Raw genomic sequence first — 22578 nt, 5'->3', positions numbered from 1 at the left:
AGCCCCCGGGTGCTCATAGGCCTGCTGACCGCTGTCGCGGCGTCCATCTGCTACGGCACGGGATCCGTCCTGCAAGCCGTCGGCTCCCGGCGGGCGGCCCGTTCGTCGCCCGCCGACTCGGGGGTCACGCAGCACGGCGGACCGAACCTCTCCTCCACCGCGAAGGCCGCGATGACCTGGGAGTTCATCGTCGGCACGATCCTGGACTTCGTGGGCTTCGGCCTCGGCGCCCTGGCCGCACGCCTCCTGCCCCTCTTCCTCTCCCAGACGGTCATCAGCGCCAACCTGGTGATCACGGCCGTGCTGAGCGTGAAGCTGCTGGGGATCCGACTGACCCGGAAGGAATGGACCTCGATCGGGGTCGTCTGCGCGGCACTGGTCCTGCTGGCGACGGCGGCCGGCCACGAGGGCGGCCACCACGCGCCGTCCGCCACGCACTGGTGGCTCCTGGCGGTGACCGTACTGATCATCGCGGGCGGCACGGTGGCGGTACGTTTCCTGGGCGCCCGGGCCGCGATCCTGGCGGGCCTGCTGTCGGGCCTGGCGTTCGGCGCGCTGGGCGTCGGGGTCCGCGTCCTGAACGGCGTGGAGCCGTTCTCCTTCCCGGCGCTCCTGTCCGACCCGGCCCTCTACGCCATCGTCCTGGCGGGGGTCGGCGGCATGTACCTCCACACCGTGGCGCTCCAGATCGGCTCCGTGAACGGGGCCACCGCCGCCCTGGTGGTCGGTGAAACCGTCCTCCCCGGCGCGATCGGCGTGCTCTGGCTCGGCGACGCCTCCCGCCCCGGCATGGCCTGGCTGGCGGTCCTCGGCTTCGTCCTGGCGGTGGCCGGCGCGGTGGCGGTCGCCTGGTACGGCAACCACGACGGGGCGGAGGCGGACTCCCCCGCCCCGGAACCGGCCTCGGTGCGCTGACCCCGCGGGGGCCTGCCTCTCCCGGGGGAAGGCCCTTCCGGGGGAAGGCCCTTCGCAGCGCCCCCCTACTCCCCCGGAAGTACGACCACCTCGGCCGGGGCGAAGCCCACCGCGACCCGGTCCCCTACCGCCGGCGCCCCGGCCAGCCCGCACTCGGCTTCCAGCGCCGGTCCCACCCCCGGCCGCAGCAGCAGCGCGACATGCGTCCCCCGGAAGGTCCGCGACACCACCTCGCAGCCCAGCCCCTCGGGCGACAGCACGACCCCGGCCGGCCGGATCAGTACCTTCCGCTCCCCGTCCGGGGAGCCGTCCGGCACCGCGACCTTCCCCCACGGGGTCACGGCCGCACCGCCCGACACCACCGCCGTCGCCACGTTCTCGAAGCCCAGGAACCGCGCCACGAACTCCGACGCCGGCCGCTGCCAGACCTCCAGCGGAGTCCCGGCCTGCGCGATCCGCCCGTCCCGCATCACGACCACCCGGTCGGCCAGCGCGAACGCCTCGCCCTGGTCGTGCGTGACGGCCAGCACCGTCGTGCCCAGCCGCGAGAACAACCCCCGCAACTCCACCACCAGCCGCTCCCGCAGCCCGCGGTCCAGCTGCCCGAGCGGCTCGTCCAGCATCAGCAGCCGCGGCGAGGGCGCCAGCGCCCGCGCCAGCGCGACCCGCTGCTGCTCGCCGCCCGACAGCGAGGCCACCGCCCGCCCCTGCGCCCCGGGGAGCCCGACCAGCTCCAGGAGCTCGGCGACCCGGCCCCCGCAGGACTGCTGCGAAGCGCCCCGCATCCGCAGCCCGAACGCGACGTTCCCGGCCACGTCCCGGTGCGGGAACAGCTGGTGGTCCTGGAACATCAGGCCCACGCCCCGCCGGTGCACGGGAACCCCCGCCTGGTCGGCGCCGCCCAGGAGCACCCGCCCGTCCGCGACGGGCTGCAGCCCGGCCACGACCCGGAGCAGGGTGGACTTGCCGCTCCCGCTCGGTCCCAGCACGCACACGATCTCGTGCTCGGCGACCGCGAGGTCCACGGAGTCCACGACCGCGCGCGCACCGAAGCGGACCGACACCCCTTCCAGCTGAAGCAGTGTCATCAGAACTCTCCGGAGGTCTTGTCGGGTCGCAGCCGCTCCAGCGCCAGCAGGGACACCGCGCAGACCAGCATCAGGATCGTGCTCAGGGCCATCGCCTGCCCGTAGTTCATCTCTCCGGCCCGCCCCAGCAGCCGTGCCACCGCGACCGGCAGCGTCGGACGGTCCGGCCGCGCGATGAAGACGGTCGCCCCGAACTCCCCGAGGGACACGGCGAAGGCGAAGCCGGCCGCGATCAACAGGGCCCGCCGCACCATCGGCAGGTCCACCTCCCGCCAGGCCCGCAGCGGCGAGGCGCCGAGCACGGCGGCGGCCTCCCGCAGCCGGCCGTCCACCGCGCGCAGTACGGGCAGCATGGTCCGTACGACGAAGGGCACGCCCACCAGCGCCTGCGCCAGCGGCACCAGGATCCACGAGGTCCGCAGGTCCAGCGGCGGCTCGTCGAGGGTGATGAGGAAACCGAAGCCGACGGTCACGGCCGACACCCCCAGCGGAAGCATCAGCAGGGCGTCGAAGCCCCGTACGAAACGGCCTTCCCGGCGGGTCAGGGCCGCGGCCGCGAGCCCGCCGACGACCAGCGCGATGGCGGTGGCGGCCAGCGCGTACTGGAGGGAGTTCCAGATGGCCTCCAGCGGCGGCACCAGGAACGTTCCGCCGCCGGCGCCCACCTCCTGCAGCGCCCGGTAGAAGCCGAACCCGTATCCGCCGGGGGCGTCCAGGGAGCGCTCCACGAGCACCCCGAGCGGCAGCGCGATCAGCAGCGCCACCGTCAGCAGCACCCCGCCGAGCAGGCTCCGCTGGGCCCAGCCGCGGACCCGGTGCGCGGTGCGCGCCGGGTCCACGAGCCGCAGCGCGGTCTCCCGCTTGCGCACGGTCCAGGAATGCACGCCGAGGATCGCGCCGATCGCCACGAACTGCACCATCGTCAGCACGGCGGCCGTCGGCAGGTCCAAGAGCTGGGCGGTCTGCCGGTACACCTCCACCTCGAGGGTGGAGTACGCGGGCCCGCCCAGGATCTGCACGACGCCGAAGGAGGAGAACGTGAACAGGAACACCATGAGCGAGGCGGCGGCCACCGCCGGGACCAGCGCGGGCAGCGTCACCCGCCGCCAGGCGGCGAACCGCCCGGCGCCCAGCACCCGGGCGGCCTCCTCCTGGCGCGGGTCCAGCTGTGCCCACAGCCCGCCGACCGTGCGGATCACCACGGCGTAGTTGAAGAAGACGTGCGCGAGCAGGATCGCCCAGACGGTCGTGTCGAGGCGGATCCCCCACACCTCGTCCAGCAGACCGCCGCGCCCGACGAGCGCCAGGAAGGCGGTGCCGACCACGACGGTCGGCAGCACGAACGGCACCGTCACGAGCGCCCGCAGCAGCTGTTTGCCGGGGAACTCGAAGCGCGCGAAGACGTACGCGCCGGGAAGTGCGATCAGGAGCGTGAGCGCGGTCGACGCGAGCGCCTGCCAGGTGGTGAACCAGAGCACCTCCCCGATGTCGGGCCGGGCCAGCACCTCACCGATCCGGCCGAACTGCCAGCCGGCTTCGGTCTTGAGCCCGCGCCCGACGATCGCCGCGACGGGGTACGCGAAGAACAGCCCGAAGAAGGCGAGCGGGACGGCCATCAGACCGAGCCTGACGACCGTGGCCCGCCCGCGCTCCTTCGGAACCCTGCCCACCGTTACTACTTGACGACGAGCGTCGACCACGCCTTGACCCACTGGTCACGGTTCTTGGCGATGGCCTCCGGGGCGACGGTCTCCGGCTTCTCGATCACGACGCCGTGCTTGGTGAAGAGCTCCGGCAGCTTCGCGTCCTTGGTCACGGGGTTCACGAACATCTGGAGCGGCATGTCCTCCTGGAACTTCTTGGAGATCAGGAAGTCCAGGAGCGCCTTGCCGCCCTGCTCGTTCTTCGCGCCCTTGAGCAGACCCGCGAACTCGGTCTGCCGGAAGCAGGTACCGGTCGCGACGCCCGTGGGGGCCTCGGCCGGCTGCGGCTCGCCGTAGAGCACCTCGACCGGCGGGCTGGAGGCGTAGGAGACGACCAGCGGGCGGTCGCCCTTGGCCTTCTTGCCGCCCGCGGACCCGGAGAAGCGCTCGTTGTAGGCCTGCTCCCAGCCGTCGACGACCTCGACACCGTTGGCCTTGAGCTTGCTCCAGTAGTCCTTCCAGCCGTCGTCGCCGTACTTGCCGACGGAGGCGAGCAGGAAGCCGAGGCCGGGCGAGGAGGTCGCGGCGTTCTCGGTGACCAGCAGGTTCTTGTACTCGGGCTTGATCAGGTCGTCCAGCGTCTGCGGCGGGGCGAGCTTCTTGTCGGCGAAGTAGGCCTTGTCGTAGTTGACGCAGATGTCGCCGGAGTCGACCGGGGTGACCCGGTGCTCCTTGTCGAGCACGAACTCGGGCTTCACGTCGGCCAGCCCCTTGGCCTCGTACGGCGTGAAGATGCCGTTGTCGAGGGCTCGGGAGAGGAGCGTGTTGTCCACGCCGAAGAAGACGTCCCCGCGCGGGGAGCCCTTGGTCAGGATCTCCTGGTTCAGCGCCGCGCCCGCGTCGCCCGACTTCAGGACCTTGACGGTGTAGCCGCTCTGCTGCTCGAACTCCTTGAGGACCGCGTCGGTCACGTTGAAGGAGTCGTGCGAGACGAGGGTGATCGTCTTGGACTTCGGGGCGTCGCTCGCGCCCGCGGACTTGTCCTTGGCGTCGCCGCCGCAGGCGCTGAGCGTGGTGACGCCGAGCGCGGCCACGAGCGCGACGCCCGCGATCTTCTTGGTGGTGCTCATTGGTGCATTCCTCCTGGGATGTCCAGGAGAAGACGCGGCCCTGCCCGGCGCTCTGTGGAGCGGACGCCGGGCAGGGCGCAACAGCTTGAGTGGTGACCGAACTTCCTACCCCGAATGACCGGGGCGAGGTTCAGAGGGTCTGCGGTGACGGTTACCGCACTCTCAGCGCTGTGGCGCTCCCCTGTCGGAATATGAAATTGGTTCGGCCACAGGGTACCCCGTGGCCAAAAACAAACCTTAACTGGCGAAAATCAGCGCTCCGAGGCGGCGAGCTGGCCGCATGCGCCGTCGATTTCCTGACCACGCGTGTCACGTACGGTCACCGGCACGCCGTGGCGGGCGATGGCCTCCACGAACGCCTTCTCGTCCTCGGGCCGCGAGGCGGTCCACTTCGAGCCCGGCGTCGGGTTCAGCGGGATCAGGTTGACGTGCACGCGCTTGCCCTTGAGCAGCCTGCCGAGCAGGTCGCCACGCCAGGCCTGGTCGTTGATGTCGCGGATCAGCGCGTACTCGATGGAGATGCGGCGGCCCGACTTCTCCGCGTACTCCCAGGCCGCGCCGAGCACCTCGCGGACGTTCCAGCGGGTGTTCACGGGGACCAGGGTGTCGCGCAGCTCGTCGTCCGGCGCGTGCAGCGAGACGGCGAGACGGCATTTGAAGCCCTCGTCGGCGAAGCGCAGCATGGCCGGGACCAAGCCGACGGTGGAGACGGTGATCCCGCGCTGGGACAGTCCCAGGCCGTCGGGCTCCGGGTCGGTGAGGCGGCGGATGGCGCCGACGACGCGGTTGTAGTTGGCCAGCGGCTCGCCCATGCCCATGAAGACAATGTTCGACAGCCGGGCCGGTCCGCCGGGGACCTCGCCGTCGCGCAGGGCGCGCATGCCGTCGACGATCTGGTGCACGATCTCGGCGGTGGACAGGTTGCGGTCGAGACCCGCCTGGCCGGTGGCGCAGAACGGGCAGTTCATGCCGCAGCCGGCCTGTGAGGAGATGCACATGGTGACCCGGTCGGGGTAGCGCATCAGCACGGATTCGACGAGCGTGCCGTCGTGCAGCTTCCACAGGGTCTTGCGGGTGGTGTCGTCGTCGCACGAGATGTGGCGGATGACGTTCATCAGGTCCGGCAGCAGCTCGTCGCGGAGCTTCTCGCGGGAGCCGGCCGGGATGTCGGTCCACTCGGCCGGGTCGTGCGCGTACCGGGCGAAGTAGTGCTGCGAGAGCTGCTTGGCCCGGAACGGCTTCTCACCGATCGCGGCGACGGCCTCCCGTCGCTCCTCGGGGGTGAGGTCGGCGAGGTGCCGGGGCGGCTTCTTCGCTCCACGGGGGGCGACGAAAGTGAGCTCTCCCGGAACAGGGCGGGCCATGGCAGGTACTCCTTGTAAGACGAAAGGCGCGCCGCAGAAGCAGCGCGCCCTTCAAGAGTAACCGCCCGGGCCGCACCGGGGCCTTTCGTCGTACATCGCCCACCCGGGCGGGACCGTCCCGATGAGAAGCCCGCGGCCCGGCGGCTCCGCCCGGCCGTGTCAGCCGGTGCCGACGAACGCGGCGAGCAGCAGCCAGACCACCGGGGCCGTCGGAAGCAGGGAGTCCAGCCGGTCCATGATGCCGCCGTGGCCCGGCAGCAAGGTGCCCATGTCCTTGATCCCGAGGTCGCGCTTGATCATCGACTCCCCGAGGTCACCCAGGGTGGCGCTGACCGCGACGGCGAAGCCGAGCACCAGGCCCTGCCACCAGACGCCCCCGTCGATCAGGAACTCCATGCACAGCGCGCCGGCGCCCATCGCGAAGGCCACCGCCCCGAAGAGTCCCTCACGGGTCTTCCCGGGGCTGATGCGCGGGGCGAGCTTGGTCTTGCCGAACCGCCAGCCCACCGCGTAGGCCCCGGTATCGCTGACCACGGTCAGGACCAGGAAGGTGACCACCCGCTGCGGACCGTCGTCCGCGGTGAGCAGCATCGTGACGAACGTGGCCAGGAACGGCACGTAGAACGCCGCCCAGACACCGGCCGTGACGTCCCTGAGATAGTCCTCGGGCGGTTCCGTCATCCGCCAGACCAGGACCGCGAGGGCCGTCAGGGCCATCGCCACCCAGGCGCCCTCGGACCCGCGGACGTACCCGGCGATGACCATCGCCGCGCCGCCGATCGCGAGCGGGACCAGCGGGGCCTTGATGCCCTTCTTCTCCTGGAGCCGGGAGGTGAGCTCCCACAGCCCCACGACGACCGCCACGACGACGACGCCGACGAACACCGCCTTGACGATGAACAGCGAGGCGAAGATCACCGCGCCGAGGCCCACGCCCACCCCTATGGCGGCACGCAGATCCCGCCCCGCACGCTTCTTCGGCGGCGGGGGCGAGGCGTCCTGCGGTGCCGGCGAAGGCGGGATCGGCGGGGGGCTGGGCATGGGCTCCTGCGGCGGCGTATCGGCGCGGAAGAGGGAGCCGCCGTCAGCGGCGGCTCCCTGATCGCGTGCTTCCCGGTCGTCGAAGTCACGGCCGGCGGCATCGGGCACGATGGGCATGGGCCGAGTGTGCGGGCCCGCCTGCGCATCGTATGCGGGACCCGCCGGAACCGGCTCCGGCTGCCAGGAAGAGTCGTTCATCAGACTTCGAGGAGCTCGGCTTCCTTGTGCTTGAGCAGCTCGTCCACCTGCGCGACGTACTTCGCGGTGGTGTCGTCGAGCTCCTTCTCGGCGCGGCGCACCTCGTCCTCGCCCGCTTCCTTGTCCTTGACGAGCTTGTCGAGGGCGTCCTTCGCCTTGCGGCGGATGGCGCGGATCGACACCTTGGAGTCCTCGGCCTTGGTACGCGCGACCTTGATGTACTCCTTGCGGCGGTCCTGCGTCAGCTCGGGGAAGGTCACCCGGATGATGCTGCCGTCGTTGCTCGGGTTGACGCCGAGGTCCGAGTCGCGGATGGCCGTCTCGATGTTGCGCAGCGCGCTCTTGTCGAACGGGGTCACGATCGCCATGCGCGGCTCGGGGACCGAGAAGGAGGCGAGCTGGTTGATGGGCGTGATGGCGCCGTAGTACTCCGCCACGATCTTGTTGAACATCGCCGGGTGCGCACGACCGGTGCGAATCGCGGCGAAGTCTTCCTTGGCGACGACGACGGCCTTTTCCATCTTCTCCTCGGCCTCGAGGAGGATCTCTTCGGTCACCACGTGCTCCTGCATGTCAGAAATGGATGGTTCAGGCGGACGGGGCCTGCTCAGGCCCGGGTGCCCTGGTCGCTCACGAGCGTGCCGATCTTCTCACCCTTGACGGCGCGGGCGATATTGCCCTCGGCGAGCAACTCGAAGACCAGGATGGGCAGCTTGTTGTCGCGGCACAGCGTGATGGCGGTGGCGTCGGCGACCTTGAGGTCGCGGGACAGCACCTCGCTGTACTCCAGCGCGTCGAACTTCACCGCGTCCGGGTTCTTCTTCGGGTCGGAGTCGTAGACCCCGTCGACGCCGTTCTTGCCCATGAGCAGGGCTTCCGCGTCGATCTCCAGGGCACGCTGGGCGGCCGTGGTGTCGGTGGAGAAGTAGGGCATGCCCATGCCGGCGCCGAAGATGACGACGCGGCCCTTCTCCAGGTGGCGGACGGCGCGCAGCGGGATGTACGGCTCGGCGACCTGGCCCATGGTGATGGCCGTCTGGACGCGGGAGTCGATGCCTTCCTTCTCCAGGAAGTCCTGGAGCGCGAGGCAGTTCATGACGGTGCCGAGCATGCCCATGTAGTCGGACCGGGCCCGGTCCATGCCGCGCTGCTGGAGTTCGGCGCCGCGGAAGAAGTTGCCACCGCCGATCACCACGGCGATCTCCGCGCCGTCGCGGACCACCGCGGCGATCTCGCGTGCGATGGCGTGGACCACGTCGGGGTCGACGCCCAGTCCTCCGCCACCGGAGAAGGCTTCGCCCGACAGCTTCAGCATGAAGCGGCGGCCCTTCTTGTCCTGGTCGCTCTTGTCGTCGGAAGCGGTGTGGGTGTCCACGCCCTGATTCATGGAGATCTCCTCGTGCACATACGAAGAAGGCCATTGCCGGTGGGTCCTCGCGGTTCCCTCTACGGCAATGGCCTCCTCGTCAGATCTGCGGTCGCCCTGCGCGAAGGCGGGCGACTGCTTCAGACCCTACCGGGGTCCGGTGTCCGTCGCGTACGGACGGACTTCAGATGCCGACCTTGATGCGCGAGAAGCGCACCAGGGTGACACCGGCCTCGTCCAGAACCTTCTGGACGGACTTCTTGGCGTCCAGGGCGTAGGCCTGGCCAAGCAGGGTGTTGTCGCGGAAGAAGCCGTTGACACGACCCTCGACGATCTTCGGCAGGGCGGCCTCGGGCTTGCCCTCGGCGCGGGTGACCTCTTCGGCCACACGGCGCTCGGACTCGACGACCTCGGCCGGCACGTCAGCGGCGGACAGCCACTTCGGCGCGAACGCGGCGATGTGCTGCGCGACGCCGCGGGCGACCTCGGCGTTCTCCTTGTCGAGCTCGACCAGGACGCCGATCTGGAACGGCAGGTCGGGCATCGTGCGGTGCATGTACGCCGAGACGTAACCGCCGGTGAACTGCGCGAAGCGGTCCAGGACGATCTTCTCGCCGAGGTTGGCGTTGGCCTCGTCCACGAACGCCTGGACGGTCTTGCCCGGGGCGATCTCGGACGCGAGCAGCGCCTCGATGTCGGCCGGGGAGGTCGCGGCGACGTGCGCGGCGAGCTCCTCGGTGACGGCCAGGAACTTCTCGCCCTTGGCGACGAAGTCCGTCTCGCACTTCAGCTCGACGAGGACACCGGAGGTGTTGTCGTCGGAGATGACGGAGACGACGGCACCGTTCTCGGCAGAACGGCCTTCGCGCTTGGCGACGCCCTTCTGACCCTTGATACGGAGCGCCTCGACGGCCTTGTCGACGTCACCGTCGGCCTCGACCAGCGCGTTCTTGCAGTCAAGCATGCCGACGCCGGTGAGCTCGCGGAGCTTCTTGACGTCAGCGGCGGTGTAGTTCGCCATGAGTCTGTGATTCTCTCTCGAAGTCGTAGATCTACGGGTGAACGGCGGAGGAGGCGCGCTTGTGGCGCGGCTCCCCCGCCGTCATCGTCCGTTCCGGGAGTGCCCGGCGCGTGAACGCCGGGCGCCCTCAGTGGGTCAGGCCTGCTCAGCGTCGGCGGCCGGAGCCTCGACGACGGCCTCGGCGACAACCTCGGCCTCGGCGGCCGGAGCGGCCTCAGCCTCGACGGCGGGGGTCTCGACAGCGGCCTCGGCCGGAGCGGCCTCGACAGCCTCGGCGTCGTCGGCCTTCTTCTCACCCTCGAGCAGGTCGCGCTCCCACTCGGCGAGCGGCTCGGCGGCGGCCTTCTCGCCCGGCTTCGAGTCGCCAGTGGCGGCACCGGAACGGGCGATGAGGCCCTCGGCGACGGCGTCGGCGATCACGCGGGTGAGCAGGGTGACGGAGCGGATCGCGTCGTCGTTGCCCGGGATCTTGTAGTCGACCTCGTCGGGGTCGCAGTTGGTGTCGAGGATCGCGACGACCGGGATGTGGAGCTTGCGCGCCTCACCGACGGCGATGTGCTCCTTCTTGGTGTCGACGATCCAGACGGCGCTGGGGACCTTCGACATCTCGCGGATACCACCGAGGGTCTTCTCCAGCTTGATCTTCTCGCGGGAGAGGACCAGGAGCTCCTTCTTGGTGAGACCCGAGGCGGCGACGTCCTCGAAGTCGATCGCCTCAAGCTCCTTCAGACGCTGAAGGCGCTTGTAGACGGTGGAGAAGTTGGTGAGCATGCCACCCAGCCACCGCTGGTTGACGTAGGGCATACCAACGCGCGTCGCCTGCTCGGCGATGGCCTCCTGGGCCTGCTTCTTGGTACCGACGAACATGATGGAACCGCCGTGGGCGACGGTCTCCTTCACGAACTCGTAGGCGCGGTCGATGTACGACAGCGACTGCAGCAGGTCGATGATGTAGATGCCGTTGCGCTCCGTGAAGATGAAGCGCTTCATCTTCGGGTTCCAGCGGCGGGTCTGGTGACCGAAGTGGACGCCGCTTTCCAGCAGCTCCCGCATCGTTACGACGGCCATGGCCATCTCCTTGTTTTCTCGGTTTGGTTCCTGACGCCCCTAGTCGCGCCCTGCCCCCGAAGAAGGGGACCGAGAGACGCTTTCACCCGGCCTGAGAGGTCGGTGCTGGGGCGTGCGAAGTCGACCCGGTGACCCGGATCGCCACAAGAAGTGTACGGGACCCGGCGGTATGCCGGGTGACGCGATTGTCCACAGCCCCCCGCCCGTCCACAGCCCCGGGCGCGGTCCCGGTGCGGGGCGGGACCCTGGGCCGCATGACGAAGCTCCTGCTCATGCTGGTACTGACCCTGGCGCTGCCGCCACTGCCGCCGCACACCGCGTTCCGCGCTCCCCGGGCGCCGGAAGCACGGGTGGCTGCGGGGCTCGCGGGCGCGGGCCGTCCCCTCGCCCCGCCCCTGACGGTGCTCCGGTGGTGGGACCCGCCCCCGACCCCGTACGCGGCGGGGCACCGCGGGGTGGACCTGGCGGCCCCGGTGGGCGCGGAGGTGCGTGCGGTGGGCCCCGGCCGGGTCCACTGGGCCGGCCCGGTCGCGGGCCGCGGGGTCCTCTCCCTGACCCTCCCGGGTGGCCTGCGCACGACCTACGAACCGGTCCGCCCGCTGGTGGCGGAGGGCGCGGAGGTCACGACCGGCCAGGTGGTCGCGCTGCTCACGGCCGGCGCCCACTGCCCCGGCCGCCCCTGCCTGCACTGGGGCCTCCTGAATTCGGGGACCTACCTCAACCCCCTGGCCCTCCTACCCCGCGCGACGCCCCGCCTGCTCCCCCTGGGGCCCTGGCCCCCCGACGCCCCGCCGGCTCCGTCCGGGGCCCTGGCCGCCCGGCTAGCCGCCGACGCCCCGCAGGGCCATGGCCACGGCCGCGTCGGTGACCACCGCCGGGTCCTCTCCCGAGCCGGCCTCGATCCGCCGTACCGCCGCGTCCACGACCCCCTGGAGCAGCATCGCGGCGAGCCTCGGCTCCTTCTGGCCCAGCGCCGCCAGCGCCTCCACGATCATCGCGATCAGCCCGCCGTGCGCCGCACGGATCTTCTCGCGGGCACCGGCGTCCAGCTCGCTCGCCGAGATGGCCACCACCGCCCGGTGGCGCTGGTCGCCCACCAGCCCCAACTGGCTCCGCACGTAGGCCTCGATCTTCGCCTCCGGGTCCTCCGCCCCGGACATCGCCGCCTCGATCTCGGCCGCCCAGACGGGGAAGTCCACCGCGCACAGCTCTTCGACGACGGCCGCACGGGAGCGGAAGTACTCGTACACGGAGGACCGGGCGAGGCCGGTCCGCTCGGCGAGGGCGGGGAAGGTCAGCGCTTCCGTCCCCCCTTCTGACAGCAGGGAACGCGCGGCGTCCAACAGGGCCCCGCGCTGCATCGACCTGTGCTCGGCCACGGAGGCCGCTCGAATCCTGGGCACGAGTCCACTCTACGGATGTACCGCAAGGCCGTCGCACTCTCTTGTCACCCCGGTGCCAACCGGGGTCCGGGGCCTCAGCGGCCGACGTCCGCCAGCTTCGCCCGCAGCTGCAGGACCGATTTCGTGTGGATCTGGCTGACGCGGCTCTCGGTGACCCCGAGAACGTTGCCGATCTCGGCGAGGGTGAGCCCCTCGTAGTAGTAGAGGGTCACCACCGTCTTCTCCCGCTCCGGCAGCGTGTTGATGGCCCGCGCCAGCAGCCGTCGCAGTTCCCGGTCCTCCGCGACCTCCACGGGGTTGTCGGCGGCGGTGTCCTCCAGCGTGTCCATGAGGGAGAGGCGGTCGCCCTCCCCGCCGACGTGCAGCAACTCCTCCAGGGCGACGACATTGGCCAGCGACAACTGGCTGAACACCGCGTGGAGTTCCTCCACCGCGATGCCCATCTCCCTGGCGACCTCGTGCTCGGTCGGGGTGCGCCGAAGCTGGGCCTCGAGCGTGGCGTAGGCCCGTTCGACGGCCCGCGCCTTCTGCCGTACCGAGCGGGGGATCCAGTCCAGCGCCCGGAGCTCGTCGATCATCGCCCCCCGGATCCGGGTGATCGCGTACGTCTCGAACTTGATGGACCGCTCGATGTCGAACTTCTCGATGGCGTCGATCAGCCCGAAGACTCCGGAGGAGACGAAGTCGGCCTGTTCCACATTGGGCGGCAGGCCGACGCTGACCCGCCCGGCCACGTACTTCACGAGGGGCGAGTAGTGCAGGATCAGCTGCTCCCGCAGCCGCTCGTCACCCGAGTCCTTGTACGAGCGCCACAGGACCTCCAGGGACGAGGGCGCGGTGGACCGCTCGCTGCCGCGCGCAGCGGGGGGCACCGCAGCGCGGTCGGACCCTGAGGTGTGCTGGGGCATGCTTCGCCTTTGCCGGAGCCGGATTCCTTGGGAGCGTAGCGTGACGGAAGTGTCGCGGTGCGCGAAGAGTACGGGATCGCGCGGGCCCGCAAGGGCGCCCCGACTCGCGCGGGCGGTCCGGGACCGGCGCCTCGCGCACGGTCCCGGCGGCTGCCACCGGGAAGACCGCATCTCTCATCGGCTTCACTCTTTCACCGGAACGCCCCAGGTCAACGACCGCCTCGCCGGGCAGCTCCGGTTTGTGCGCCTCCTTCCGGCCACCGTGGGGTCAACTGCCAGCCGTCGCCCTGCCGTTCGACAAACCCCAGAGAGTGAAGTTCGTACAGTCTGCCGATGACTTCATCGGTGCCGGTGCCCGCGGCGAGGGCCACCTCCCCCGGATCGGCGGGCCGCCCGGCCGGCAGGGCCTCGAGGACCCGGACCGCGTCGGGATGCAGCAGGTCCCGGGCGATCACGGGGCCGCGCCGTTCGGGAGCGAGCTCGCCCATCCCTCCGACCAGCTCGATGACCTCCGCCGCGTCCGTGACCAGAGCGGCCTCGCCGCGCAGCAGCTCGTGCACTCCGGCCGAGAGCCCGCTCGTGGCCGGGCCGGGGACGCCCATGGTGAACCTCCCGAGAGCCTGCGCCCGCCGGGCGGTGACCAGGGAACCGCTGCGGTGCGCGGCCTCCACGACCACCGTGCCCCGGGTCAGGGCGGCGATGACGCGGTTGCGCAGGACGAAACGGCTCGGCGTGGGGTGGCTGCCGGGCGGCAGCTCTCCGAGCACCAGCCCCTGGGCGGCGATCCGGCCGAGCAGTCCGGCGTGCCCGCGCGGGTAGGACACGTCCACCCCGCAGGCCAGCACGGCCGCCGTGGCTCCGCCCGCGGCGACGGCGCCGCGATGGGCGGCGCCGTCGATGCCGTAGGTTCTCTAGCCGGTCTGAGCGTGTTGTCGAAGTGCAGCTGACTGACGATGCGGAGCGGGAACGCAGACTCAGTCTGTGAGGTTCGAGACGTGAAGCCCGAGAGCGTGACTAGGAAGGTTCTTCCAGGTTGGTATCGGTTCTCCCAGAAGGCCGGCTGCCCCTTCGGCCGTGAGCCGGGTGACGGAGCGGAAGAACCTCACGCAGGCGATCGCGTCGTCGAGGCGCAATGTCGGTGCGGCGATCAACCCAGCCGATGAGTCGGGATCACGGACGGCCCCCAAGATCGGGAGGGAGGTGATGGTGCTGTGCCCATGGGCAACGTCATTGCGAACTCGGATCCACTGGAAGATCACCTTCCGCACGTGCTTGGGCTCGACGGTGATCGAGGCGTTGCCTCGCCCCCCGCTCTGGGTCCAGGTCCAGTGTGGTTGCGGGTCGAAGCCGACTCGCTTGAGGAGGTTCCGTGAGTTGTCGGGGTTGGGAGTGGAGAAGTCTTTGAGGGCAACCTCGAAGACGATCTTCCATTGATCAATCGCGTCAGCCAGTAGCCGTGCCCCAGGAGCATTCTTCGCCTCGGCCACCAGTTCGTCTCGCAAGACCATGGCGATGTCCTGGATGAACGCTTGCCAGGCCGCGACTGCAAGGACGATCGTGCCGCGGTTGATCGAGGTTTCAGTCGTGCGACGTCCCTGGCCCTTGTCTGGTGCCCTGTGGATCTCGATCAGGTTGTCGCAATGCTGCATCGCTGTTTCGTAGCTATCGACGGCTTCTTGAATGCTCACTTGGCAATGCTCTCTTCGATGAGGCGGTAGCTGTTCGATGCGGTGGAGTGTGCCCCAGTAGAAGGGTCTGCGCGCTGGCCTTCGAGCGTGAACATGCAGTGGAAGTGGTCACCGGCGCCCCCGTGGGAGCGGGCGGTGGACCCGTCCAGCAGGGGCGGTTCGCTGCGGTGGTGGGTTCAGGGCGGTGACGCCCAGTGCGGCGTCCCGGGCGGCCAGGGCCTCGCCGCGTTCGGTGATTGCTTCGGCCCGTTCCCGGGCCAGCTGCTCGATCATGACCGCGTAGGTGCCCAACAGGTCCGCCAGCTGCCGATTCTCCTTGCGGACCCTACTCAGGTCCTCGCGGAGCTTGTCGATCTCGGCCTCGGCCTTCTTGACCGGCTCGCTCTTGTGCCGGGCGGCTTTGAACTCCGCCTGGTACTTGGCCATGAGCGTGGTCGGGTACTTGTGCGTCAGCAGCCACCGTTTGACCTGGGCTTCCTCGGCGAGGTCGAGGATGGTGAGCTTGCCCGAGGAGTGCAGTGGGGTGCCGGCAAGCAGCCTGTCGGCGGCGGCCCGCAGCTTGAGGCACAAATCTTTCGGCGGATCCTGCTCGGCCTTCACCGGGTTTCGCCTCCCGGGCGCCCGCACTCGTGCTCGTCGATGAGGTTGTCCAGGTAGACCAGGCGGCGGCGTTCGCGTTCCCAGCGGATCGGCGGGCTCACCTCGTCAGCGACCGTGATCCGCAGCCCGGCGGCCTCGGCCCGCAGCTCGTCGATGTTCTCTTCGGTGCGGCAGATGTTGCCGCAGGCCGGATGGCAGCCCTCAGTGTCCGGGGTGACCCGTGCGTCATCGAGGGAGGGCTCCAGCTCGCAGCGTGCCGTCGCGGCGGCGAAGACACAGGTCATTCCCCTTCCGGGGTAGATCTGCAGCGAGGGGTTCGCCATCACGTGTCTCGCCTCTGCCCCGGTCCGCAGGACCCGCCCGGCGAACTTCTTCGTCCCTCCGCTCACCCGCGACCTGTAGGCGCCGGCGGCCGGGCCGCTGACGTGTTCGCCAGCCTTGAGACGCCGGTCGGCGTCCTGCAGGTCCTCCAGCCGGGTCAGCCACCGCTCGAACGCAAGGTCGTCGGGGAAGCCAGACGCGTATGTGCCGGCATAGCCCTGGGTGATCTGAACCCGCAGGTGCCCGTACTGAATCGCCGCGGCGACCATGCCCCGCGGGCGGCGGCAGATGAACCACGCCAGCGTGCGCCTCAGGCGTGAAATGGTCAGCTGCTGCGGATCGACGGGGATCACGTCGCTGCGGCCGTGCCGGTCGCAGAAGTCGTTCACCCAGGCGATGAAGCGGTTCAGATCGGCGTTGATCGAGCCGAGGGTGCGGGCCTCGCCGCCTTCGTGCTGGTCACGCTCGTCCGCCACCAGCCAAACGGGAAAGAGGGCCTCGGCGTCGTGAAGGCGTTCTTGGACTCCGATCGCCGTGGCGACCAGATCGGGAGCGATCCACGGCTCGTCGCGGAACTGGCCCTCGGGGATCTTGGCGCCGTTCTCGTCGCGGGCGTTCTTCCATTTCCGGCCGTGGACCTCCCACAGTTTCGTCACCTTGTCCCGGCGCAGGCAGCCGCGCCGCAGGCTGACCGCCTCCCCGGGGCGGCAGCCGGTCAGGTAGGCCACCAGAAGGAAGCACGCGGTCGAGAGCGTCCGCACCATCTTCTTGACGTCGCCGTAGGCGATGTTCTTCGTCCAGGGCTCGCCGTCCAGCAGGCCCTTCGGGCGGGCCGTAAGGAACGTGCCGCGGGCGACGGGGATGCCGGAGGAGAGGAACATGTTCCGGTATGCCTGGTTTTTCTGCATCGCGGTGGGCGAGATATCCAGGAGCTTGGCGAGGAAGGGCCAGTCCGGCTCCCAGGTGCCGTCCTCCCGCCGCCTGCCCGGCAGGTCACGGCCTCCCGCGCGGAAGGATTCGATCAAGGCACCGACCTCCGGCGTCGCCCCGGCCTTGCCCGGGACCCGGATCCGGCGGTGCGGGCCGGGGCTGTAACGGCCGGGTTTGAGGCCGAACAGCGGCCGGAACTCCTCCATGGCCGCGATGATGTCCTCGGCGAAGTCCTCGACGAACCGGGCCGCCCACAACACCGTCATCGCCATCGTCGGCTCCTGGATGCGGGCGGTGGCGTTCTCCCGGTCCCGCTGGGACTTGCCCAGCAGGATCCTGGAGTCCTTCCCGCCCCAGGGCGGCATTTCGGGAAGCCGCCCCTCGGCCGGCAGCAGCTCGCGGAAGGCCCACAACCGGCGAACGGCCTGCAACAGATCGCAGCGGTTGCCGTGCGTGAGCTCCGCGTCCCGGACCCCGTCGAGGTAGTCCTCCAGGTCCTCCGGCGTCACCTCCGCGATCGAGGCGAACCCGTAGACATCCATCCAGTCCAGCAGCCCGCGCAGGCAGCGGAGCTGGGAAACCATCGTGTAAACGGCCAGCTTGCCGTTGATGCTCGCCCGGCGAAGGATCGTCAGATCCTCGTCGCAGTTCAGTTCCATCCAGATGTAGATCTTGGCGATGTCCCGGAACCGCTCGGGCACCAACGCGAAGTTGATGCTGACCGAGGCCATGTGATCCTCAAGGATCGCCGGCCTCAGGTTCCAGCGCATGTCGCCCACCACCGACAACGTCGAGCGGTCCGTGCCCTCCCTCAGTTGCCGGTTCTGCAGAACCACCGTGCCGGGGCCGGGCACGAAGATCTCTTTCGGCTCAAGAACGGCGTCGTCGGTGTTCATCGCTCGTCCAGCTCCCCGTCCAGCAGCCGCCGTACCAGTTCTCGCTCTTCCTCACCGGCTGCCGTGCGGGCCCGGTCCTCGGCTGGTTTGCCTGCCAGTCGGATCAGGTCCTCCAGCTCCTCAAAGGGCAGGGCGAACCGCTCGGCCCATCGCAAGGCCGTCATGTGTGTGCGCCGTTCCTCGATCATGTCCCGGGCGACCACCTGAAGCGGCAGATGGTGCGGCATCGCGCGGGCGCACGGGCATTCCAGGCACTTCAGGAACGAGGCCCGGCAGGGCTCGCCAGGCGGGCTGTGCGGGCTGTTCTCGTTATCCGCGCAGGCGGCCAGCACCGTGTCGGCGTCCCTCGCGACCAGCAGCCGCATCATCTCCGTGGTCACCCCGAGCCGTTTGGCCACCGCCTCCGGGTCGCGCAGTGCCTCGGCGACATCCGCCGTACTCAACCGGGTGATGCGGCCCACGGTGCGGGCCTTGACGACTTCCTTCTCCAGGACGTCGGCGACCAGCTTCTGGTACTCACGCAGGCTCGACTTGTCCCGCCGCAGGTAGATGTTCGCCAGCGTCTCCCGGGTCTGGGCCACCGGTTTCTGTTCCCGTGCGCCGTGGGTGACCCGCATCCGTCCGACGCCCACGATCAGCCGCTGCGGCTTGCCGTCCTCGCCCGGCTCCTCGGCGACCAGGTTCAAGCCGGCGCCCCAGACTCCGACCGCCGAGTCCGAGAGCCGGTCGCGGAACCCCCGCCCGGACTCGTTGCGGCGGTTGACCACCTCGGCCCGCTTGGCCTTCGGGCCCTTGCCCGCCTTAGGAACCCAGTAGACCAGCAGCCGGTCGCTGCCCTTGATCCGCCGCGACGAGGCGGCCAGCTCCAGCGCGAGCATGTAGAGGCCGAACGGCGTGTGCAGCTCGTCGCGGGCCGAGACCTCGCCCTCCTCGTCCGGCGCCGCCGCCCAGGGCGGCAGGTCGCTCAGCGCGGTGGTCATGTAGCGCCGCGGGCCCCGCCGGGGCTTGCTCAAGTCGACCTGGATCGTGGCCAGCGGCCCGGCCCCGCCGTCAGGGCGGTGAATGGCCGCCGGCGCCTTGATGATCGTCGAGCCGTTCTCGCCAGTCATCCGCACCAGCAGAATCACCAGCGCGGAGGTCTCGGCCAGGCTCAGGTGCAACCGGGTGGTCAGATCGGTCACGGTGCCGTGCGGGACGATCCACCGCGCCAGGCCGTTGCCCCGCTTGTTGCGCGGCATCTCACCGGTCGTCTCGACCATGTCGAGGATCGAGCCGTACTCGTAGAGCACCGGCTCGTCCTCGCGTGAGATACCGCCCTCACGCCACCGCTCCAGCACCCCGCGGGACTCCCTGATGCGCTTCGCGGCCGCCCGCACCACCCTCCGAGCGGCATCCAGGATCGCCTTCTCCTCGGCCGGGCTGTAGCTGCCCCGCGAGACGATCTTCTCCCGGCGGTCGGGCACCCACTGCGCGCACTGGGCGGCAAACTGCGGCGTCAGCCCCTCCATGTTCGCCAGCAGTGACCGAAGCAGTCCCACCGCCATCGCGGCGGTCGGCGCGTCCCCCCTGTTCAGTAAGAACGCCTTCAGGTGCCGCGGAGCCAGGTCCGCCGGGGCCTGCGGCCGTTCCTCGTCGAAAACCAGGACGTCGATGAAGTAACCCAGCTGCCTGAAGGCGTTGCCGGCAGCCCCGGACGAGTTCACCTTCCCCGCCGGCCCCACATGCGCGTCGAAGGCGCGGGCGAACGCCTCCTGCAGCGGGCGAGCCACCGGGAACGTCGTGAAGTCGTAATCGATCACCTCGTCGGGGTCCTGCTCGGAGAAGAACCGCACCCGGCACTGGCCGTCCTCCAGGAACAGCCGCTGCGGCGGGGTGTAACCCGCCTCCGGCATCCCCGCCTGCCGCCCCGGGCTCACCGACCCGCCACCGGATCGCCCAGCACCCGCCGGTCGGCGCCATAGACCGCCGCCATCAGGTCCGAGATGCCGCTGTTGTTGGCATGCATCAGCAGCAACTCCACCTCCAAAGCCTCGAACGGCTCCAAGTACGTCTGCTTGGTGGTGCGCTGGTCCGCATGTCCGAGCAAAAGCCGCACCAGGTCCCAGGTGCTGCCGAACTCGTAGCGAAGGTCTCGCAGTTCCTCCCCGTCCAGGTGCGCGAACTTCTTGTCGAACAGCAGCCGCCCCACCGAGAACCAGCGCAGTGCGAAGCTGTGGCGGAGCATGTGGGCGGCCCCGGCGAACCCCTCCAGCCCCAGGTCGTCCCGCAGCCGCTTGTTGGCCTGCGTGAAGATGTGCTGCCACCCGTGCGGGTCCCGCGGCATCCCGTCCTCGTTCAACCACAGCGCCACCGGCTCCAAACCCTGCGGCGTCTCACGCAGCAGCAGCCGGCGGGCCTCCGGCGTCAGCGAGTCGAGCGGCACCTCCTCCACCACACCGTCCTGCCCGACCAGCCTCGCCCGCCGCCCCGGCAACATCCGCGTGAGCAACCGGGTCCCCGTCATGCGCTCATAGCGACCGGCAGCCTGGGCCCGCCGCACCGCCGTGGCCCGCTCGCCCTCGCAGTAGTTCAGCACCGGCACCAGACCCTTGCGCGACATCCAGTACTTCCTCGCCACGTTGCCCTTAGCCGTCTGTTCGGCCAGGTGGCAGGTGTAGAAGCCGCGACTGGGGTCGTCCGGCGGGAGCTCGACCAGCAGCAGCGAGCCGCCCTCCTCCAGCCGCAGCCCCGAGTTGTAGAGACAGTCCGCGAACGCGGCATTGCGCTGCCCGTTGCGGCCCCGCCAGCCCGGGTCCTCATCGCCCTCCAGCGTCAACCCGAGCAGCCCGCAGTCGCGATACCGCTCGTAGCCCGGGGGGTCGAACCACTTCACGTCCCGGTCCCGTGTGGCCTTCGGGTCAGTCACCAACTTCTCCGACTGAGTACCGTCCCGGCGCTTGCCCCGGCCCGGGCGAGTGCGGATCGGGTTGGGGACCTGAAACTCGTGCGCCGCCCACAGATAGAACAGCCGGATGTTGACGAGGTTGTCGCTGTAGGTGCCCGACTCCACGAGCCGCGTGTTGCGCCCGTCCAGCATCCGCCAGGTCTTGAAAGCCTCCACCACGGTCGGCTCCACGTCGTCCCACGGCCGTTCGTACGCCCACAAGAAGCTCAGCCACACCACGAGGCTGTACGCGTACTTCCGCCAGGTCAGCCGACCCAGGTCCCGTACCTCGTCACTGTCGAACCATCGGTCCACCCGCAGATCCGGAGCCCCCAGCGGATCCAGCAGGAAGGGCTGACCGGGCCTCCGCGGCGCCGCCGCGGCCCGCAACAGGACGTCCCTGTGTTGCAACACGACCGGATCGTCGTACCCGGGGAGAAGATCCACCCGTTCCCCGTGAAAGTAGACCTTCCATCTCACGTCACGGATCTTGCATAGCCCCACGTCACACCGGGATCCCAACAGCCATCGTTCACCCGAATGGGTGACGTCACCTGTGCCCAGGCCCAGCAACACGGATCTACAACAACAGGGATCTCGCTAGAGAAGCAACGCGGCCCCCGAGACGACCACCCAGCCGCGCTCGGCGAGTCCGGCGGCGAGAGTCTGGGCCATGTGTGCCCCGTACGGGGTGCACGCGCGGGCCCCGACCACCGCCACCGAGCGCAGCGCCCAGGTGCGCAGGCTCGGCCGGCCCCGTACCCACAGTCCGACCGGCCGGGAGTCGCCGAGGTCGTCCAGCTGACTGGGCCACTCCGCCGATCCGGGGCAGACGAACCGGCCCCCCGTCTCGGCGGCGGCCGCCAGGTCCCGCTCGGGGTCTGCCAGGGCGGCCCGCCGCCGGTATCCGGCGAGCCGCTCCCCGCCGACCCCGGCCGGCTTACCGGGCTCCGGGTCCGGCCCGGTCAGCAGCCGTATCAGCCCGACGGCACCGTACGCGCGCAGCCAGCGCCCGCCGCGCTCCTCCCCGGGCTCCAGCACCCGCGTCAGCGCGGCCCGCGCGAGCATCTCCGCCCGCGCGCCGGGGCCGGTCATGACGCCCCTCCCAGCGCCGCCACCGCTCCCCGGGCGATTCCGGTCCGCAGCTCCAGGGCGACGGCCGCGTCCAGGGCGTCGGGGCGGTCCCGGCCCCTGAGGTCGGCCACCGTCCAGGCGACCCGGAGCACCCGGTCGAGACCGCGCGCGGTGAGCAGGCCGCGCTCCAGGTCCTGCTCGGCCTGTGCCAGTGCCCCCGGGGCGGCCGGCCAGCGGGTCCGCAGCTCGTGGCCGGGGACCTCCGCGTTGAGCCGCCAGGGCGTCCCCCCGAGACGGGCGGCCGCCCGATCGCGGGCCTCGCGGACCCGGTCGGCGACCGCCGCCGTGGCTTCGCCGCGGCCACCGCGACCCAGCAGGTCGGAGCGGGTGACCGGCTCGACCTCGACCCGCAGGTCCACCCGGTCCAGCAGCGGCCCGGACAGCCGGGCCTGGTAGCGCCGGATCACCGAGGCCGGGCAGTCGCAGCCGGCCCCGCGCAGGGTGTGCCGCCCGCACGGGCAGGGATTGGCGGCGAGCACCATCAGGAACCTGGCCGGAAGACGTACCACGCCGGCGGTCCGGGCGATGACCACGTGCCCGGCTTCCAGGGGCTGGCGCAGGGCGTCCAGGGCCTTGGCGCTGAACTCCGCGGCCTCGTCGAGGAACAGCACCCCCCGGTGTGCCAGGGACACCGCTCCGGGCCTGGCCACCCCGGCTCCGCCCCCGACGAGGGACTGCATGGTCGCCGAATGGTGCGGGGCGCAGTACGGGGGCCGCGCCACGAGCGGTTCGCCCGGTGGCAGGATTCCCGCGACCGAGTGCACGGCCGTGACCTCCAGCGAGTCCTGCCGGGTGAGTGGGGGCAGGATCCAGGGGATCCGCTCGGCCAGCATCGTCTTGCCCGCGCCGGGCGGCCCGCTGAGGAAGAGGTGGTGTCCCAACTGCGCGGTATTGCATCCGATGCACGATCGGTAGGGGCTGTAAGCCGCTGATCTCGGACG

The 22578-nt window shown here is 70.4% G+C and carries 17 protein-coding genes and 4 pseudogenes; 2 read left to right on the top strand and 19 right to left on the bottom strand.

Features of this window, described 5'->3' with window-relative positions; genetic code table 11:
• Positions 1-9 precede the first annotated feature (9 nt).
• Positions 10-915, top strand: a complete 906-nt coding sequence (locus OG389_RS27225; RefSeq protein ID WP_328301059.1) for a hypothetical protein — start codon at positions 10-12, stop codon at positions 913-915.
• 65 nt (positions 916-980) lie between these two features.
• On the opposite strand, the gene OG389_RS27220 is transcribed toward OG389_RS27225, so the two are convergent.
• The 9 genes from OG389_RS27220 to rpsB form a co-directional block, all read right to left on the bottom strand.
• Positions 981-2003, bottom strand: coding sequence for an ABC transporter ATP-binding protein (locus tag OG389_RS27220; protein WP_328301058.1), 1023 nt, complete (start codon positions 2001-2003; stop codon positions 981-983).
• A complete protein-coding gene (locus tag OG389_RS27215) occupies positions 2003-3619 on the bottom strand; it encodes an ABC transporter permease (RefSeq protein ID WP_328304139.1) in 1617 nt (538 codons plus the stop codon). Before OG389_RS27215 ends, OG389_RS27220 begins: the two co-directional genes overlap by 1 nt.
• A 59-nt stretch (positions 3620-3678) precedes the next feature.
• Entirely contained in the window at positions 3679-4776 is a 1098-nt protein-coding gene (locus OG389_RS27210) for a thiamine ABC transporter substrate-binding protein (protein ID WP_328301057.1), read from the bottom strand.
• Between the two features lie 251 nt (positions 4777-5027).
• A complete protein-coding gene (gene rlmN, locus OG389_RS27205; RefSeq protein WP_328301056.1) occupies positions 5028-6140 on the bottom strand; it encodes a 23S rRNA (adenine(2503)-C(2))-methyltransferase RlmN in 1113 nt (370 codons plus the stop codon).
• A gap of 159 nt (positions 6141-6299) precedes the next feature.
• The gene (locus OG389_RS27200) at positions 6300-7379 is read right to left on the bottom strand and encodes a phosphatidate cytidylyltransferase (protein WP_328301055.1); all 1080 of its coding nucleotides are present in this window, start codon (positions 7377-7379) and stop codon (positions 6300-6302) included.
• Positions 7379-7936 carry a ribosome recycling factor gene (frr, locus tag OG389_RS27195; RefSeq protein ID WP_112453867.1) on the bottom strand — a complete coding sequence of 186 codons (558 nt, stop codon included), beginning with the start codon at positions 7934-7936 and terminating at the stop codon, positions 7379-7381. Before frr ends, OG389_RS27200 begins: the two co-directional genes overlap by 1 nt.
• A gap of 50 nt (positions 7937-7986) precedes the next feature.
• Entirely contained in the window at positions 7987-8766 is a 780-nt protein-coding gene (gene pyrH, locus OG389_RS27190; RefSeq protein WP_250743872.1) for a UMP kinase, read from the bottom strand.
• 163 nt (positions 8767-8929) lie between these two features.
• Positions 8930-9766, bottom strand: coding sequence for a translation elongation factor Ts (gene tsf / locus OG389_RS27185; RefSeq protein WP_328301054.1), 837 nt, complete (start codon positions 9764-9766; stop codon positions 8930-8932).
• 135 nt (positions 9767-9901) lie between these two features.
• Complete coding sequence (gene rpsB / locus OG389_RS27180; RefSeq protein ID WP_328301053.1) at positions 9902-10834, bottom strand: 30S ribosomal protein S2; 933 nt, start codon at positions 10832-10834, stop codon at positions 9902-9904.
• Positions 10835-11088: 254 nt separating this feature from the next.
• On the opposite strand from rpsB, the pseudogene OG389_RS27175 reads away from it, so the two are divergent.
• Positions 11089-11499 (top strand): annotated as a pseudogene (locus OG389_RS27175) (peptidoglycan DD-metalloendopeptidase family protein); the annotation flags it as partial.
• A gap of 156 nt (positions 11500-11655) precedes the next feature.
• Here the strand turns inward: OG389_RS27175 and OG389_RS27170 are convergent.
• The 10 genes and pseudogenes from OG389_RS27170 to OG389_RS27125 form a co-directional block, all read right to left on the bottom strand.
• The gene (locus tag OG389_RS27170) at positions 11656-12213 is read right to left on the bottom strand and encodes a TetR/AcrR family transcriptional regulator (RefSeq protein WP_328304137.1); all 558 of its coding nucleotides are present in this window, start codon (positions 12211-12213) and stop codon (positions 11656-11658) included.
• 98 nt (positions 12214-12311) lie between these two features.
• Positions 12312-13145, bottom strand: a complete 834-nt coding sequence (gene whiG, locus OG389_RS27165) for an RNA polymerase sigma factor WhiG (protein ID WP_328301052.1) — start codon at positions 13143-13145, stop codon at positions 12312-12314.
• Positions 13146-13354: 209 nt separating this feature from the next.
• Positions 13355-14050: pseudogene (locus OG389_RS27160) on the bottom strand (DNA-processing protein DprA); the annotation flags it as partial.
• A 69-nt stretch (positions 14051-14119) separates the two neighbouring features.
• Complete coding sequence (locus tag OG389_RS27155; protein WP_328301051.1) at positions 14120-14833, bottom strand: hypothetical protein; 714 nt, start codon at positions 14831-14833, stop codon at positions 14120-14122.
• Positions 14834-14941: 108 nt separating this feature from the next.
• Entirely contained in the window at positions 14942-15433 is a 492-nt protein-coding gene (locus tag OG389_RS27150) for a hypothetical protein (RefSeq protein ID WP_328301050.1), read from the bottom strand.
• Positions 15430-17580, bottom strand: coding sequence for a hypothetical protein (locus OG389_RS27145; RefSeq protein ID WP_328301049.1), 2151 nt, complete (start codon positions 17578-17580; stop codon positions 15430-15432). The genes OG389_RS27150 and OG389_RS27145 overlap by 4 nt, the downstream gene beginning before the upstream one ends.
• Positions 17577-19472 carry a hypothetical protein gene (locus OG389_RS27140; protein WP_328301048.1) on the bottom strand — a complete coding sequence of 632 codons (1896 nt, stop codon included), beginning with the start codon at positions 19470-19472 and terminating at the stop codon, positions 17577-17579. Before OG389_RS27140 ends, OG389_RS27145 begins: the two co-directional genes overlap by 4 nt.
• A gap of 20 nt (positions 19473-19492) precedes the next feature.
• Positions 19493-20917 (bottom strand): hypothetical protein, encoded by a 1425-nt coding sequence (locus tag OG389_RS27135; RefSeq protein WP_328301047.1) that lies wholly within the window; start codon positions 20915-20917, stop codon positions 19493-19495.
• A gap of 198 nt (positions 20918-21115) precedes the next feature.
• Positions 21116-21598 (bottom strand): annotated as a pseudogene (locus OG389_RS27130) (DNA-processing protein DprA); the annotation flags it as partial.
• Positions 21595-22515: pseudogene (locus OG389_RS27125) on the bottom strand (ATP-binding protein); the annotation flags it as partial. The pseudogenes OG389_RS27130 and OG389_RS27125, both read right to left, overlap by 4 nt.
• Positions 22516-22578: the final 63 nt, after the last annotated feature.

Source organism: Streptomyces sp. NBC_00435, from assembly GCF_036014235.1.
Lineage (GTDB): Bacteria > Actinomycetota > Actinomycetes > Streptomycetales > Streptomycetaceae > Streptomyces.
The sequence above is the reverse complement of the archived record's forward strand: the minus strand, read 5'-3'. Positions and strand labels throughout refer to the sequence as shown.